Raw genomic sequence first — 14,162 nt, 5'->3', positions numbered from 1 at the left:
TGTTTCCCATTGCATACCGACGTAATTCACGGAAGAATGCGCACGACGGTTTATTAAACACAGTGGATTGATATGAAGGTACTGGTTACCGGCGCCACCAGCGGCTTAGGTCGAAACGCGGTTGAATTTTTGCGCAATAAAGGCATCAGCGTCAGAGCGACGGGTCGCAATGAAGCGATGGGCAAGCTGCTTGAAAAAATGGGCGCGGAATTCGTCCATGCGGATTTAACCGAACTGGTCTCCTCGCAGGCTAAAGTGATGCTCGCCGGGATCGACACGTTGTGGCACTGCTCCAGCTTTACCTCGCCCTGGGGAACCCAACAAGCTTTCGATCTGGCGAATGTTCGCGCCACCCGCCGCCTGGGAGAATGGGCGGTCGCCTGGGGCGTGCGCAATTTTATTCATATCTCCTCTCCCTCACTCTATTTTGATTACCACCATCACCGTGATATCAAAGAGGATTTCCGTCCGCATCGGTTTGCCAATGAGTTCGCCCGCAGTAAAGCCGCCGGTGAAGAGGTGATTAATCTGCTGGCGCAGGCCAATCCGCAAACACGTTTTACGGTGTTGCGTCCGCAAAGCCTGTTTGGCCCACACGATAAAGTATTTATCCCACGTCTGGCGCATATGATGCACCATTACGGTAGCGTCTTATTACCGCACGGGGGCAGCGCGCTGGTCGATATGACCTACTATGAAAATGCGATCCACGCCATGTGGCTGGCCAGCCAGCCGGACTGCGATCATCTGCCTTCTGGCCGCGCTTATAACATCACTAACGGCGAAAACCGCACCTTACGCAGCATCGTACAAAAGTTAATTGATGAACTGACTATCGACTGCCGCATTCGCTCTGTGCCTTACCCGATGCTGGATATGATCGCCCGCAGTATGGAACGCTTCGGCAAAAAATCCGCCAAAGAGCCCCCGCTAACGCATTACGGCGTGTCAAAACTGAATTTTGATTTTACGCTCGATACGACTCGCGCGCAGGACGAGCTGGGCTACCAGCCCATCGTCACGCTGGACGAAGGCATTGAGCGCACCGCCGCCTGGCTGCGCGATCACGGAAATTTACCGCGTTAATCCTGGCCGTACTTCTCCAGTAATGCTTCGGCAATCGCCTGCGTTTCGGCATCTGCGATACCGTTCCATTGCGCCGGACGGAAGTGCATCTGGAACGCCATAATCACCCGCTGTTGCTCGCGCGCCGTCATATCGGCTTTGACTTCATAGCCATAGCGCGAGAGTAACGCAAGCACCGTTGCGGTATCGACTGGCGTATACGGCGCGCGTCCAGCCAGATAAAACGCCACACGCTGGGCGTCAGGCCAGGCGCCAATCCCCTGCGCCGCCAGCTCGCGCCACGGGAAGCGCGGGCCGGGATCGTCTTTACGCTGCGGCGCGATATCCGCATGGGCCACCACATTCTGTGGTTTGATGTCATAGCGCGCGATAATGTCCTTCGCTAACGGAATCAATGCCTGAATTTGCGCGGATTCAAACGGCGCGAAAGATTTCACCCCGCCGGACATTCGCCAGCCGCGATTTTCCAGCTCAATGCCAATAGACGTATCATTGAGACGCGTGGCGCCTCGCCAGAAACTGACGCCCGCATGCCAGGCCTGATCCTGTTCCGGCACCAGTTGCCAGATGCGCGGTTTACCGCCATATAATGGCGGGGTTGCGGGAATCAGGTAATGCGAACTGACGTTGCGGCCCGTTAACGTCGCCAGCGAAACGTCAAAGTTTTCCGCCGTATAGTGAATCACCAGGACTTTAATGCGCGGATAGGCCGCCTGCGCCCGATGTCGGGTATCAAGCTGATATCCCTCTTTATCGATAATTCCTTTTTCGCTCGCGCAGCCTGTTAACAGCAACGCGAGACCCACCAGCCACAGTAGCGCTCTCATCGGCGCGTTTTCACCGCCGTTCCGCTGACGCTGACCATCAGCATACTGCCATCCTTGCCGACAGTTTCGTAATCAATATCGATGCCTACCACCGCATCGGCGCCCAACGCTTTAGCCTGCTCGCCAAGTTCCTGAAAAGCGATTTCACGCGCTTTACGCAGCTCTTTCTCATACGCGCCGGAACGTCCGCCGACGATATCCCGAATGCCGGCGAAAAAATCGCGGAAAATATTGGCGCCTAAAATGGCTTCGCCCGTTACCACACCGCAATACTCCACGATGCTTTGTCCTTCCAGCGTTGGGGTTGTTGAAAACTGCATAGTGAATCTCCCGGGTTAGCTAAGCACACGATCTCAAACGCATTATCAAGCTGATACGCTATCATTGAAAGGATATAATTGATTATCGTAGATCGGTTTTTGCTCGATCGCCTATAAGGAAATCATCATGCGCTATTCTAAACTCTCTTTGCTCATCCCGTGCGCGCTTCTGCTTAGCGCCTGTACGACCGTCACTCCCGCCTACAAAGATAATGGCCCGCGTATCGGCGCGTGTGTGGAAGGCGGCCCGGACAGCGTGGCTCAACAATTTTACGACTACCGTATTCAACACCACAGCAATGATATCGCCGCGCTTCGCCCCTACTTGAGTGATAACCTGGCGAAATTGTTGACCGACGCCAGCCGCGATACGGAGCACCGCCAGTTGATGAGCGGCGATCTGTTCTCCAGCCGCGCTACGCTGCCGGATAGCGCCAACGTCGCCAGCGCATCAACCATTCCGAACCGAGATGCGCGCAATATTCCTCTGCGGGTGGCGTTAAAACAGGGCGATCAAAGCTGGCAGGATGAAGTGCTTATGATTCACGAAGGCTCATGCTGGGTGATTGACGACGTTCGCTATCTGGGCGGAGATGTCCATGCCCCTGCCGGTACGCTGCGCCAGTCGATAGAAAACCGTTAACAGCCAGTATTCCCCCGCTTTTGCACCCATAACCCCGTAAATTGTCTGGCATTCTGCCCGGGATGCCGACAATTCTTCTTACCTACTATTCCTCCTGCTATTTTGTGCTATGTTTAGGGAAGAATGTGGGATATATTTAACTTTTAACGCATAAATATTGCATAACTATTCTGCGAAAGGTACTATCTGCGGCTTCAATAGCTATCAGACTGCCTGTATACGAGTGTCAATGAGTATTCAATTAAACGGCATTAATTGCTTTTACGGCGCGCATCAGGCGCTGTTCGATATCACGCTGGATTGCCCCGAAGGCGAAACGCTGGTGTTGCTTGGCCCAAGCGGGGCGGGTAAAAGTTCGCTGCTGCGTGTACTCAATCTGCTTGAGATGCCGCGTTCCGGCACTCTGACTATCGCCGGGAACCATTTTGACTTTACGAAAACGCCGTCCGATAAGGCGATTCGTGAGCTACGTCAAAATGTCGGAATGGTCTTTCAGCAATATAATCTTTGGCCACATCTCACCGTTGTGCAGAATCTGATTGAAGCGCCCTGCCGCGTACTGGGTCTGACAAAAGATCAGGCGCTGGCGCGCGCAGAAAAGCTGCTGGAGCGTTTACGTCTGAAGCCCTATAGCGATCGTTATCCGTTGCATCTTTCCGGCGGTCAGCAGCAGCGCGTCGCGATTGCCCGCGCGCTGATGATGGAGCCGCAGGTGCTGCTGTTTGATGAACCGACCGCCGCGCTGGACCCGGAAATTACCGCTCAAATCGTCAGCATTATTCATGAGCTGGCGGAAACGAACATTACTCAGGTGATCGTTACGCATGAAGTCGAAGTGGCGCGTAAGACCGCCAGTCGTGTGATTTATATGGAAAATGGTCACATCGTCGAGCACGGTGATGCGGGTTGCTTTGCCCACCCTCAGACCGAAGCGTTCAAAAACTATCTCTCTCACTAAGATTCGGGACAATGACAATGAAAAAAGTTCTGATTGCCGCGCTAATTGCAGGCTTTAGCCTTTCCGCTACAGCAGCCCAGACCATTCGTTTTGCGACCGAAGCGTCCTATCCGCCGTTCGAATCGATGGATGCTAATAACAAGATTGTCGGCTTTGACGTCGACCTGGCCAACGCGCTATGTAAAGAGATCGACGCCTCCTGTACCTTTACCAATCAGGCGTTCGACAGCCTGATCCCCAGCCTGAAATTCCGCCGCTTCGACGCTGTAATGGCGGGAATGGATATCACGCCGGAACGTGAAAAGCAGGTGCTGTTTACCACGCCATATTACGACAACTCCGCGCTGTTCGTGGGTCAGCAGGGCAAATACACCAGCGTCGATCAACTGAAAGGCAAGAAAGTCGGCGTACAGAACGGTACGACGCACCAGAAATTCATCATGGATAAGCATCCGGAAATCACCACCGTACCGTATGACAGCTATCAGAACGCGAAGCTGGATCTACAAAATGGCCGTATCGACGCTGTTTTCGGCGACACGGCGGTCGTGACCGAATGGCTGAAAGCCAATCCTAAGCTGGCGCCGGTCGGCGATAAAGTCACCGATAAAGATTATTTCGGCACCGGCCTGGGTATCGCGGTACGTCAGGGCAACACCGAGCTGCAGCAGAAATTCAATACTGCGCTGGAAAAAGTGAAGAAAGATGGGACTTACGAGACCATCTATAACAAATGGTTCCAGAAGTAATCTTTGATGAACGAATTTTTTCCTTTAGCAAGCGCCGCCGGGATGACCGTCGGCCTTGCCGTCTGTGCGCTGATCATTGGCCTCGCGTTAGCCATGTTCTTTGCCGTCTGGGAGTCCGTAAAATGGCGCCCGATTGCCTGGATAGGCTCCGCGCTGGTCACTATTTTGCGCGGCCTGCCGGAAATTCTGGTGGTGCTGTTTATCTATTTCGGCTCCTCGCAACTCCTGCTTACGCTGTCTGACGGGTTTACCCTCCATCTCGGCTTTACGCAGATCCCGGTGCAAATGGAGATTGAGAACTTTGACGTCAGTCCGTTCCTGTGCGGCGTGATTGCGTTGTCCCTGCTGTATGCGGCCTATGCGTCGCAGACGCTACGCGGCGCGCTGAAAGCCGTTCCGTCTGGTCAGTGGGAGTCGGGTCAGGCACTGGGATTATCAAAGACGGCGATTTTTTTCCGTCTGGTGATGCCGCAGATGTGGCGTCACGCCCTGCCAGGGCTGGGTAATCAGTGGCTGGTGTTGCTAAAAGATACGGCTCTGGTCAGCCTTATCAGCGTTAACGATCTGATGTTGCAGACCAAAAGTATTGCCACACGCACCCAGGAACCGTTTAACTGGTACATTATTGCGGCGGCTATTTACCTGGTCATTACGCTGATCAGTCAGTACATTCTCAAACGCATAGACCTGCGCGCGACACGTTTTGAGCGGAGGCCGGACTAATGCTTGAGTACTTACCTGAACTGCTAAAAGGGCTACACACCAGCCTGACGCTGACCGTGGCTTCTATTGCCGTCGCTTTGGTGCTGGCGTTAGTTTTTACCATTATCCTGACGCTAAAAACGCCGTTCGTGGTGTGGCTGGTGCGCGGCTATATCACGTTGTTTACCGGTACGCCGTTGTTGGTGCAAATTTTCCTGATCTACTACGGACCCGGTCAATTCCCGACACTGCAAGAGTATCCGCTACTCTGGCATCTACTGTCTGAACCGTGGCTGTGCGCACTGATCGCGTTGTCGCTAAACAGCGCCGCTTACACAACGCAGCTATTTTATGGTGCGATTCGCGCGATTCCGGAAGGTCAGTGGCAGTCCTGTGGCGCGCTGGGGATGAGTAAGAAAGATACGCTGGCGATTTTGTTGCCCTATGCGTTTAAACGCGCCCTCTCCTCCTATTCTAATGAGGTGGTACTGGTCTTCAAAAGTACCTCGCTGGCCTATACCATCACCTTGATGGAAGTCATGGGGTACAGTCAGTTGCTCTATGGTCGTACCTACGATGTGGTGGTATTTGGCGCGGCAGGCGTAATTTACCTGGTCGTCAACGGTCTATTGACGCTGATGATGCGTTTGATTGAGCGTAAAGCCCTGGCGTTTGAGCGGCGCAATTAACCCGGCAGGATAAGGCATTCTCGCCGCCGTTCGACAATGGTCAGATGGCGCTGCGCTTATCAAACCTACGATGCATAATATTGAATAAACCCGACGGACAAGTGGTTAACCTGTCCGTCTTTTTTTATCCATTTCAAAATATTTAATCATTTTTATTGCATATAAATTCAATTGATGGCATTGTAAATCTATGCCGCAGACACGGCGCATAATCATAAGATTACGGGAGTGACATCATGAAAAAGTTAGTTCTGGCTGCATTACTCGCCTCTTTCGCCACTGGCAGCATCGCCGCTGAAAAAATCAATTTCGGGGTTTCCGCCACCTATCCCCCGTTTGAATCCCTGGATGCGAGTAATAAAATTGTGGGCTTCGATATCGATCTGGCAACCGCATTATGCAAGCAAATGCAGGCAGAATGTACTTTTACCAATCATGCTTTCGATAGTCTTATCCCGGCGCTGAAATTCAGAAAATATGATGCCGTCATTTCCGGAATGGACATTACCCCGGAGCGCAGTAAGCAGGTCGCCTTTAGCAATCCCTATTATGCGAACTCCGCGCTGGTGATTGCCAAAAAAGACACCTATAAAACCTTTACCGATCTAAAAGGTAAGCGTATCGGTATGGAAAATGGCACCACGCATCAAAAATATCTCCAGGATAAACATCCGGAGGTCAAAACCGTGGCCTACGACAGCTACCAGAATGCGATTATCGACCTGAAAAATGGCCGTATTGACGGCGTCTTTGGCGATACCGCAGTGGTCAATGAGTGGCTGAAAACGAATCCGCAACTGGGTCCGGCAACAGAGAAAGTGACCGATCCGCAATACTTCGGTACCGGACTTGGCATCGCGGTGCGCCCGGACAATAAGGCGTTGCTGGAAAAACTGAATAATGCGCTGGCCGCCATTAAAGCGGACGGCACTTATCAGAAAATCAGCGATCAGTGGTTCCCGCAGTAAGACGTATGTGATTAGCCCACCGTGTTGCGAAATGGCAGTATAAATACCTTATTCAGCCCACGGGCCGCCATCGGAAACTATCCTGGCCTGATAAGCGCAGCGCCATTGAGCATTCTACAGTTTGTCATCAGTCTCAAACGCCTGCATCAACAGGCGATTCGGACTAATACTTGCCGGGTGACGCTAACGCGCACCCGGCTTACAACATTGTTACGTTTTTAGACAACATCCAGACCCAGACGGCGATACTGCTCCGCCGGAGCATCATTTTCTTTCATCAAACGGATAAGTAAGTTGATCATCCTTGCTTCGATGGCCTCATCATGAATAGGATGTTGCTGCTGCGGATCGTCTCTGAGATCAAACAAAAGATGACCAAAGCTATTCACACCTTTATATTTTTCCCTGGCCGGAATACGTAATACCTGAAGCCCTTTAGTAAAGTTAAACGGAGGTGCCAGAGATAATTTTCCCAGTTCATCCACATCATAACGCGCATTCATCTTGATCGGCATTAACGTGTAGTTCGCAATGTCATGCTCACGCCCCGGCTGCGCGGCCCGCATATAAACATAGCGTCCGTCGGTAACATTAACATGTCCGCTAAACACGCCAAACAGCGCGCCTTCCCTGACGGGTTCATCACTGGCAATGACTTTCGCCAGCGGTTGGCCCTGCATATCTGCGGGAATAGGTTGCTGAAAATAATCCAGTAGCGTTGGCGCCCAGTCAATCATCTGCACCAGCGACTGCCGTCGCGCTCCGCATACCGCGCTGCGCGGGTCCCAGATAAACAGCGGGTTATTCGCCACCTCGTTATAATAGGGCATTTGATTTTTAGCCCACCAACCGTGCTCCCCCAGCAAGAAGCCGTGATCGGTACCGACAATCAGCATCGTATCGCGCCAGAGATCGTGTTCATCCATCAGATCAAGGATACGTCCCAGATTGCGGTCGCACATGGAAACCAGGGCCCGATAACGACAGCGAATATGCGCTATCGCCTCCTCGCTTTCACTGACTTTGCCGCGCGGCCAGTCATAATGCGGGCCTTGCCACTCATCGTCATAGAGCGATAAATATTCCTCGGTGGTATAAAACGGCTCATGCGGATCAAACGTCTCAACCTGCAATAACCAGTTATCTTCGGCATGATTTTTATGGATAAAATCGCACCCGGCGTCAAAAACTTTCGTCTGGGGAAAATCGGCTTCCTGCTGGATGTATTCGCGGTTCGCCCAGTCATGACGCCATAGCCCGGAAACGCCGCCTCCGGTTTGTTTTTGTGGAACGCGCAGTACTTCCGGAATGGGCGGCTCGCCAACACTTGCCTTCCAGTGATCGCCCTCCTGACCGCGTACTACGTCCCAGGAGCTATAGCGGTTATGGTAGTTACCGCCGCCGTCTTCCCAGTAATGCAGATGATCGCTGATAAGATGGGTGTAGATCCCCGCTTTTTTCAATAATTCCGGCATGGAATCATCAAAGGGTTCCAGCGGCCCCCACTCACGATGCAGGAAATTATAGCGCCCGGTGTGCAGTTCCCGACGGGCTGGCATACAGGGCATACTGCCGACATAACTATTGTCAAAGGTGGCGGCATGTGCCGCCAGGCGTTGAAAGTTAGGCGCTTTCGTTAGCAAATCACCATAGGGCGGCAAATAGTTTTTATTCAGACTGTCAAACAGCAGAATAATCGCTTTCATGACTCACCCTCATTTGTTGAGCAGGTGCGGAAAATTTTTCTCTACCACATCGTAAATCTGTTTACCTATTGATTCGCCATCCATGATATTTTCAATGGGAATGAGATATTGTCCGTGTTTAGGATCGAGGCTAACAACATCAAGCAATTTTTTCGAAATCGCATAAATATCTGCCCAGTCGGTAAATCCACCGACCTCTCCCGCTGCCGTATGCTCCATATCAAAAGAGAAGTCATATTTTGCTAACGCTTTTTTAACAACAGTCTGTAACATTACGCTACTGCCTACACCATAACCGCATACGAATAAAATATTTACAGAATCTTTCATAATAAAATCCTTTATATAAACCGAATCAATTAAATGGAATAAGGACCAAGATGGAACGTTGAAGCAATAAATTTCAGTAATTCACAAATCGCAGGCCACAGAGTCGCCCAGTCAAATATTCCCGTCCAGCCCACACCTTCTTTTGCCAGCCCGGTTAAAGGAATGGCCCATACCGTACCGAAAGTCTGAATAATCCCTAACAGGAAAGTACAAATAATAACGGAACGATATCCCCCCATTCGGTTGGCTAATACGCCGATGGGACCGCCGGAAAAGAAGAGCGGAACAAAACCAGGCAATACCATAATAGGGCTATGGATGAGCAGCAGGATGCCCATGGAAAAAATCGTGCCGAAAGTACAAAAGACGAATCCCAGCGTGGCCGCGTTAGGCGAAAAAGGTAATAAAGCAGCAACATCCACAGCCGGTATGGCGTTAGGAATAAAGCGATCCTGCCATCCTTTAAACGAACCGTTAATTTCACCAACCATCATCCGCACGCCCTGCAGCAAGATGACCATATACATAGAGAATTGCAGGCCCAGATTGATGATATAGATATACCAGGGTTTGCCTTTCGCCATTAACTGTACGTTATCGATCCCTGTCGCCAATAGAAAACCGCCAACGAAGAGCGTCATCACAATGGCGATTGCCGTCACGTTGTGGTTAAAAATGGCTAACCAACCGGGAAGTTTCAGGTTTTCGGCGTCATGCTTTTCCGGATCGCCGAATTTATGCGCGAATTTCGAGAAAAACCACAGTCCCAGCATCTGGTTATGCGCAATGGTAAAACCGGCGTTATTGGTCACTTTGGCGATGGGTTTAACAATAAGCGTAGTTGAAAACGCCCAAAAGACCCCGGTCAATACCCCGGCAATTACAATGGATTGTACCCAACCGAACCCCAGCCAGAAGACGATTAACCACAGTACCGCCTGTGAATGAGAGACCCCGGTATTACCGGTAAGAAATATACCTTTTGCGCCGGTATAACGGCCAAATAAAACTAATAACAGGTTAGTAAAAAACGCCAATACAAAAACGTATCCTACATAGCCGAAATTATCGCCCAGCGCTATTTGCGTCGCGGCTTTCATGGCGTATGAATCCATTAAGTATCCATGCACGCCATAAGCCTTGCTGACTGCCTCTGCAACCGGTTTAAAAGTGGCTGAAAATTGAAAGCCGCCAAATAACACCATCATCAAACCGACCATCGCGCTGATCATACCGGTGATAATTTTTATAGGCGTCTTTTTATCCAGCGCATAGCCAACACCGACTAATATCCCAATTAATATTGCCGGTTCAGTTAAAAACGTTTGAATAACATCTATAAATTTGGCAAACATCGTCTGAACGCCCTCCATAAGCGTGCCTATTCGTTGTCATGATTGACCCCTTTACTGACGTTACGTATTGCTTCGCTGATGCTATTGAAAGTTACCCGATAAACCACCTTGTCTAATTTTGCCTTACACGCACTGTAATAATCAAAATTAGTCATTAAAAGATTTAAAGTGATTATTTGTGATTTGATTTGCAAAAATAGGGTAATATATAACCACGATCGATCGGAGTTTTTTATCGATCGATCATGGTTATTATTATTTATGGATAATTAGATAGTTAATATAGATATTTTGTATGTCTGGCTTTTGGCGCTACAGCCTGCAAAGCAGTGTTAACACTTCATAATGCGCGGTATGCGGGAACATATCGAAAAGCTGAACACGTTGAATACGGTAGTTCGGCAGATGACGAATATCCTGCGCCATCGTCTGCGCGTTACAGCTTGAATAAATAATAAAACGCGGCGCCATTTGTGCAAGGTAATCGCACAACGGCTTGCCAATGCCGCGGCGGGGAGGATTCACCAACACCAGGTCGGGCGTTTCACCTTGTGCGGTGGCGAATTGGGTGGAATCCAACGCCTGGAAATGAAGGCGGGTCAATCCCAGCTCGGCAGCGGATTGCTTCGCGCAGGCAATCGCCTCCGGCGCGATCTCAATACCGGTTAATTGCATCTGCGGCGTCGCGCAGTGCAGGCCGAATCCGCCCACTCCGCAAAAAAGATCCCACATATGGCGTACCGGCAGTTGCCCTACCCAGTCGCGCGCCGTCGCATATAATCGGCTGGCGACCGTAGGGTTGGTCTGAAAGAAACTTTGCGGGCGAATCCACAGCGGCACATCGTTAAAACGTTCCGCCAGCGCCTGCTGATCCGTCAGGTAGATTTCCGTCTCCCCTTCCATAATCGCCATATGTACCGGCTGGATATTTGCGGTGATCACTCTGAGCTGCGGCAGTTGCGCGCGCAGCCACGGTAACGCCGCGCGCAGTTGCGTAAGTTTGGTTTCTGAACGCAACACGAAGCGTAGCATCATACCGCCATCGAACTGGCTTTCCGTCAGCAACAGGTATTTCAGTTCGCCGCGTTTTCGCGCCACGTTATAAGGCGTGAGTCCGGCACGGGCAATAAAAGGTTTTAGCGCGCTGAATACGGGGGCAAAGGAGGCGGGATACAGCGGGCAACCGCAAAGATCGACCGGCGTACCGTCGCGATGCAGCATCCCGAAGAGCGGTTTTTCTACACTACCGCTCACGACCATTTTCGCTTTGTTGCGGAAATGCTGTTCCGGGCCTCCAGTCGGCGCGCACCACTGTTCAACAGGCAGCCCGGCGAGCAAACGATGTAAATCGGCTGTTTTTGCGGAAAGTTGTTCGTTAACCGACTGCGTAATCCATTGACAGGAACGGCAGCGACCCGCGTCATAGAGTGCGCACTGCATACCAAAAAACCTTCATATTATCCGGGGCGACGATTATACACATTATTGCAGCCGGAAGAACCGACGGCTGGGAGCGGGAATAAACAGCAGAAACAGAATTAAAAGATCGGGGAGTTTTTGCATGACCAGGGAATGCAGGATATCACGCTTCGATTCTCCCGCGATGCTAAACAACTCCGGATACCCGTAGCCTAACGACGCCGCCCACAGATATCCGCTCACAATAATTTGTGTCGCCAGGTACACCCAGCGCGCCCAGCTACGGCCTTTCACCAGCGAAAACGCACAATAAATTTCAACAAAGACCAGCACTAAGCTGGCCAGAAAGACCAGGGTTAAGCTCCACGTCTGCACGCTGCGATGAATAAACTCGCCCATCCCGCGTATGCCGAGGGTATTCATAATCATCAGCACATCGAGACCGCGAATCAAAATAATCGCCATAGCCGCAACCTGCACCAGCGTAGGCACATTTAAACGGGCATGTGATGAGGTTGATTGCTTTATAAATCCCAATGAATGTCTTCCCTGAAAATGATGCCGCGACCCGCGCGGCAACGCATTGCCATAGTGGAAGATTTTAGTGGCTTCAGCCGCGTCTTGCACGCTGGATATCGCGAATCCGCTGTTTTTCCGCTCGCGCCATCAGGTACCAGGCAATAAATCCGACGATTCCTACCACGCCGAGGATTAACGTCGCCAGCGCGTTGATTTCCGGGTTCACGCCCATGCGCACGCTGGAGAAAACCAGCATCGGTAGCGTGGTGGCGCCGGGACCGGAAACGAAGCTGGCAATCACCAGATCGTCAAGGGAGAGCGTAAAGGCCAACAGCCAGCCCGAGATCACCGCTGGCATGATCATCGGTAACGTAATGACAAAAAAGACCTTTAACGGCGCCGCGCCAAGATCCATCGCAGCCTCTTCAATCGAACGATCCAGTTCGCGTAATCGCGAAGCGATCACCACTGCCACGTAGGCGGTACAGAAAGTGACGTGCGCCAACCAGATGGTCAGCATCCCGCGATCGGAGGGCCAGCCGATAGCATGACCGAGCGCGACAAACAGCAGCAGCAGCGACAGCCCGGTAATCACATCCGGCATCACCAGCGGCGCGGTGATCATAAACGCAAAGCCGTTTGCGCCGCGAAACCGTCCAAATCGCACCATCACCACCGCAGCAATGGTACCGAGCACCACCGCCATCGTCGCCGCACAGGCGGCAATTGTCAGGCTTAGTCCCACTGCGCTCATCATGGCGGTATCCCGAAAGAGCTCGCCATACCAGCGCGTCGACCATCCCGCCCACACCGTCACCAGCTTCGAACTGTTAAACGAGTAAATCACCAACATTAACATCGGCGCATAGAGAAAAGTAAACCCCAGCACCAGAATCAGAATGCGCCAGGGCGAGCGAACGACCGGTAAGTTATTCATCCGTGCTCCCCCACACTTTTTTGCTGATGTTTATGGAACCACATGATCGGCACGATCAGCAGCAGCAACATAATAATGGCGACCGCAGAAGCCACCGGCCAGTCGCGGTTATTGAAAAACTCCTGCCACAGGACGCGACCAATCATGATACTGTCCGGCCCGCCAAGCAGTTCCGGGATCACGAACTCGCCCACCGCCGGGATAAAAACCAGCATCGAGCCGGCGATGATTCCGCCTTTGGTGAGCGGGACAATGATGCTAAAAAATGTTTTCAGCGGTCGGGCGCCGAGATCCAGCGACGCTTCCACCAGCGAATAATCAATACGCGTTAATGCGGTATAAATGGGCAGAACCATAAACGGCAGATACGCATAAACAATGCCGATATAGACGGCCAGGTTAGTGTGCAGGATCGTCAGCGGCTGATCGATAACCCCTAGCCACAGCAACACATTGTTCAGCACACCGTTGTTTTTCAAAATGCCCATCCAGGCATAGACGCGTATTAAAAAAGACGTCCACGAGGGCAGGATCACCAACAGCAGCAGGATATTACGCGTGGAGGGCTTGCTGTGCGCCACCGCCCACGCCAGCGGGTAGCCCAGCAGCAGGCAGCAGATTGTGGAAATACCAGCAATTTGTAACGATTGCAGATAGGCTTCGAAATAAAGCGGATCGTCGGTCAGTTGCAAAAAATTACCGAGATTGAGCGTAATCGACAACTGACCGTCAGCCCATTCCAGCAGATCGGTATACGGCGGGATCGCCCGCGCCATTTCCGCCAGGCTTATCTTAAAGACGATAAGAAACGGCAGTAAAAACAGCAGAATGAGCCAGATATAAGGCAAAGCAATAACCAGCTTACGCCCATGTTTCATTTGCATTCGCGCCAACCATAGCGCCGCGCCGCCAGGTTTACTGATGCGTGCCGGAGGTTCAAGTGTGCTCATGTTT

The 14,162-nt window shown here is 51.6% G+C and carries 16 protein-coding genes; 7 read left to right on the top strand and 9 right to left on the bottom strand.

Annotated elements, in window-relative coordinates:
• Positions 1 to 72 precede the first annotated feature (72 nt).
• Positions 73 to 1,086 (top strand): NAD-dependent epimerase/dehydratase family protein, encoded by a 1,014-nt coding sequence (locus ACLJQD_RS08850; RefSeq protein WP_017440906.1) that lies wholly within the window; start codon positions 73 to 75, stop codon positions 1,084 to 1,086.
• Here ACLJQD_RS08850 and ACLJQD_RS08845 read toward each other — a convergent pair.
• Positions 1,083 to 1,913 (bottom strand): N-acetylmuramoyl-L-alanine amidase, encoded by an 831-nt coding sequence (locus ACLJQD_RS08845; RefSeq protein ID WP_001202293.1) that lies wholly within the window; start codon positions 1,911 to 1,913, stop codon positions 1,083 to 1,085. The two genes, ACLJQD_RS08850 and ACLJQD_RS08845, sit on opposite strands and share 4 nt — an antisense overlap.
• Positions 1,910 to 2,233: a heavy metal-binding domain-containing protein gene (locus tag ACLJQD_RS08840; protein ID WP_001160725.1), complete on the bottom strand. Its 324-nt coding sequence runs from the start codon at positions 2,231 to 2,233 to the stop codon at positions 1,910 to 1,912. Before ACLJQD_RS08840 ends, ACLJQD_RS08845 begins: the two co-directional genes overlap by 4 nt.
• 127 nt (positions 2,234 to 2,360) lie before the next feature.
• Here ACLJQD_RS08840 and ACLJQD_RS08835 point away from each other — a divergent pair, with 127 nt between their 5' ends.
• From ACLJQD_RS08835 to artJ, 6 genes are all read left to right on the top strand, one after another.
• Positions 2,361 to 2,876 carry a lipoprotein gene (locus ACLJQD_RS08835; RefSeq protein WP_001270724.1) on the top strand — a complete coding sequence of 172 codons (516 nt, stop codon included), beginning with the start codon at positions 2,361 to 2,363 and terminating at the stop codon, positions 2,874 to 2,876.
• Positions 2,877 to 3,105: 229 nt separating this feature from the next.
• Positions 3,106 to 3,834 carry an arginine ABC transporter ATP-binding protein ArtP gene (gene artP / locus ACLJQD_RS08830; RefSeq protein ID WP_000027186.1) on the top strand — a complete coding sequence of 243 codons (729 nt, stop codon included), beginning with the start codon at positions 3,106 to 3,108 and terminating at the stop codon, positions 3,832 to 3,834.
• A 17-nt stretch (positions 3,835 to 3,851) separates the two neighbouring features.
• Complete coding sequence (gene artI / locus ACLJQD_RS08825) at positions 3,852 to 4,583, top strand: arginine ABC transporter substrate-binding protein ArtI (protein WP_000756586.1); 732 nt, start codon at positions 3,852 to 3,854, stop codon at positions 4,581 to 4,583.
• Positions 4,584 to 4,589: 6 nt separating this feature from the next.
• Positions 4,590 to 5,306 carry an arginine ABC transporter permease ArtQ gene (artQ, locus tag ACLJQD_RS08820; RefSeq protein WP_001001677.1) on the top strand — a complete coding sequence of 239 codons (717 nt, stop codon included), beginning with the start codon at positions 4,590 to 4,592 and terminating at the stop codon, positions 5,304 to 5,306.
• Entirely contained in the window at positions 5,306 to 5,974 is a 669-nt protein-coding gene (gene artM, locus ACLJQD_RS08815; RefSeq protein WP_000895396.1) for an arginine ABC transporter permease ArtM, read from the top strand. Before artQ ends, artM begins: the two co-directional genes overlap by 1 nt.
• Positions 5,975 to 6,210: 236 nt before the next feature.
• A complete protein-coding gene (gene artJ, locus ACLJQD_RS08810) occupies positions 6,211 to 6,942 on the top strand; it encodes an arginine ABC transporter substrate-binding protein ArtJ (RefSeq protein WP_000737538.1) in 732 nt (243 codons plus the stop codon).
• A gap of 218 nt (positions 6,943 to 7,160) precedes the next feature.
• Here the strand turns inward: artJ and ACLJQD_RS08805 are convergent, their stop codons facing one another.
• The 7 genes from ACLJQD_RS08805 to potH form a co-directional block, all read right to left on the bottom strand.
• Entirely contained in the window at positions 7,161 to 8,648 is a 1,488-nt protein-coding gene (locus ACLJQD_RS08805; protein WP_000644020.1) for a sulfatase, read from the bottom strand.
• Between the two features lie 9 nt (positions 8,649 to 8,657).
• Positions 8,658 to 8,978, bottom strand: a complete 321-nt coding sequence (locus tag ACLJQD_RS08800; RefSeq protein WP_000655399.1) for a PTS sugar transporter subunit IIB — start codon at positions 8,976 to 8,978, stop codon at positions 8,658 to 8,660.
• Between the two features lie 29 nt (positions 8,979 to 9,007).
• On the bottom strand, positions 9,008 to 10,351 hold the full coding sequence (locus tag ACLJQD_RS08795; protein WP_000399323.1) for a PTS sugar transporter subunit IIC: 1,344 nt from the start codon (positions 10,349 to 10,351) through the stop codon (positions 9,008 to 9,010).
• A 294-nt stretch (positions 10,352 to 10,645) separates the two neighbouring features.
• Positions 10,646 to 11,773, bottom strand: a complete 1,128-nt coding sequence (gene rlmC / locus ACLJQD_RS08790; RefSeq protein ID WP_001149792.1) for a 23S rRNA (uracil(747)-C(5))-methyltransferase RlmC — start codon at positions 11,771 to 11,773, stop codon at positions 10,646 to 10,648.
• Between the two features lie 42 nt (positions 11,774 to 11,815).
• Complete coding sequence (locus ACLJQD_RS08785) at positions 11,816 to 12,289, bottom strand: YbjO family protein (protein ID WP_000505788.1); 474 nt, start codon at positions 12,287 to 12,289, stop codon at positions 11,816 to 11,818.
• 73 nt (positions 12,290 to 12,362) lie between these two features.
• Positions 12,363 to 13,208 carry a putrescine ABC transporter permease PotI gene (gene potI / locus ACLJQD_RS08780; protein WP_001061629.1) on the bottom strand — a complete coding sequence of 282 codons (846 nt, stop codon included), beginning with the start codon at positions 13,206 to 13,208 and terminating at the stop codon, positions 12,363 to 12,365.
• The gene (potH, locus tag ACLJQD_RS08775; protein WP_000105453.1) at positions 13,205 to 14,158 is read right to left on the bottom strand and encodes a putrescine ABC transporter permease PotH; all 954 of its coding nucleotides are present in this window, start codon (positions 14,156 to 14,158) and stop codon (positions 13,205 to 13,207) included. The genes potI and potH overlap by 4 nt, the downstream gene beginning before the upstream one ends.
• Positions 14,159 to 14,162 lie beyond the last annotated feature (4 nt).

Source organism: Salmonella sp. SAL04214 (assembly GCF_046550615.1).
Classification (GTDB): Bacteria; Pseudomonadota; Gammaproteobacteria; order Enterobacterales; family Enterobacteriaceae; genus Salmonella; species Salmonella enterica.
Note: the sequence above shows the minus strand (reverse complement) of the source record. Positions and strands in the feature narration are given on the sequence as shown.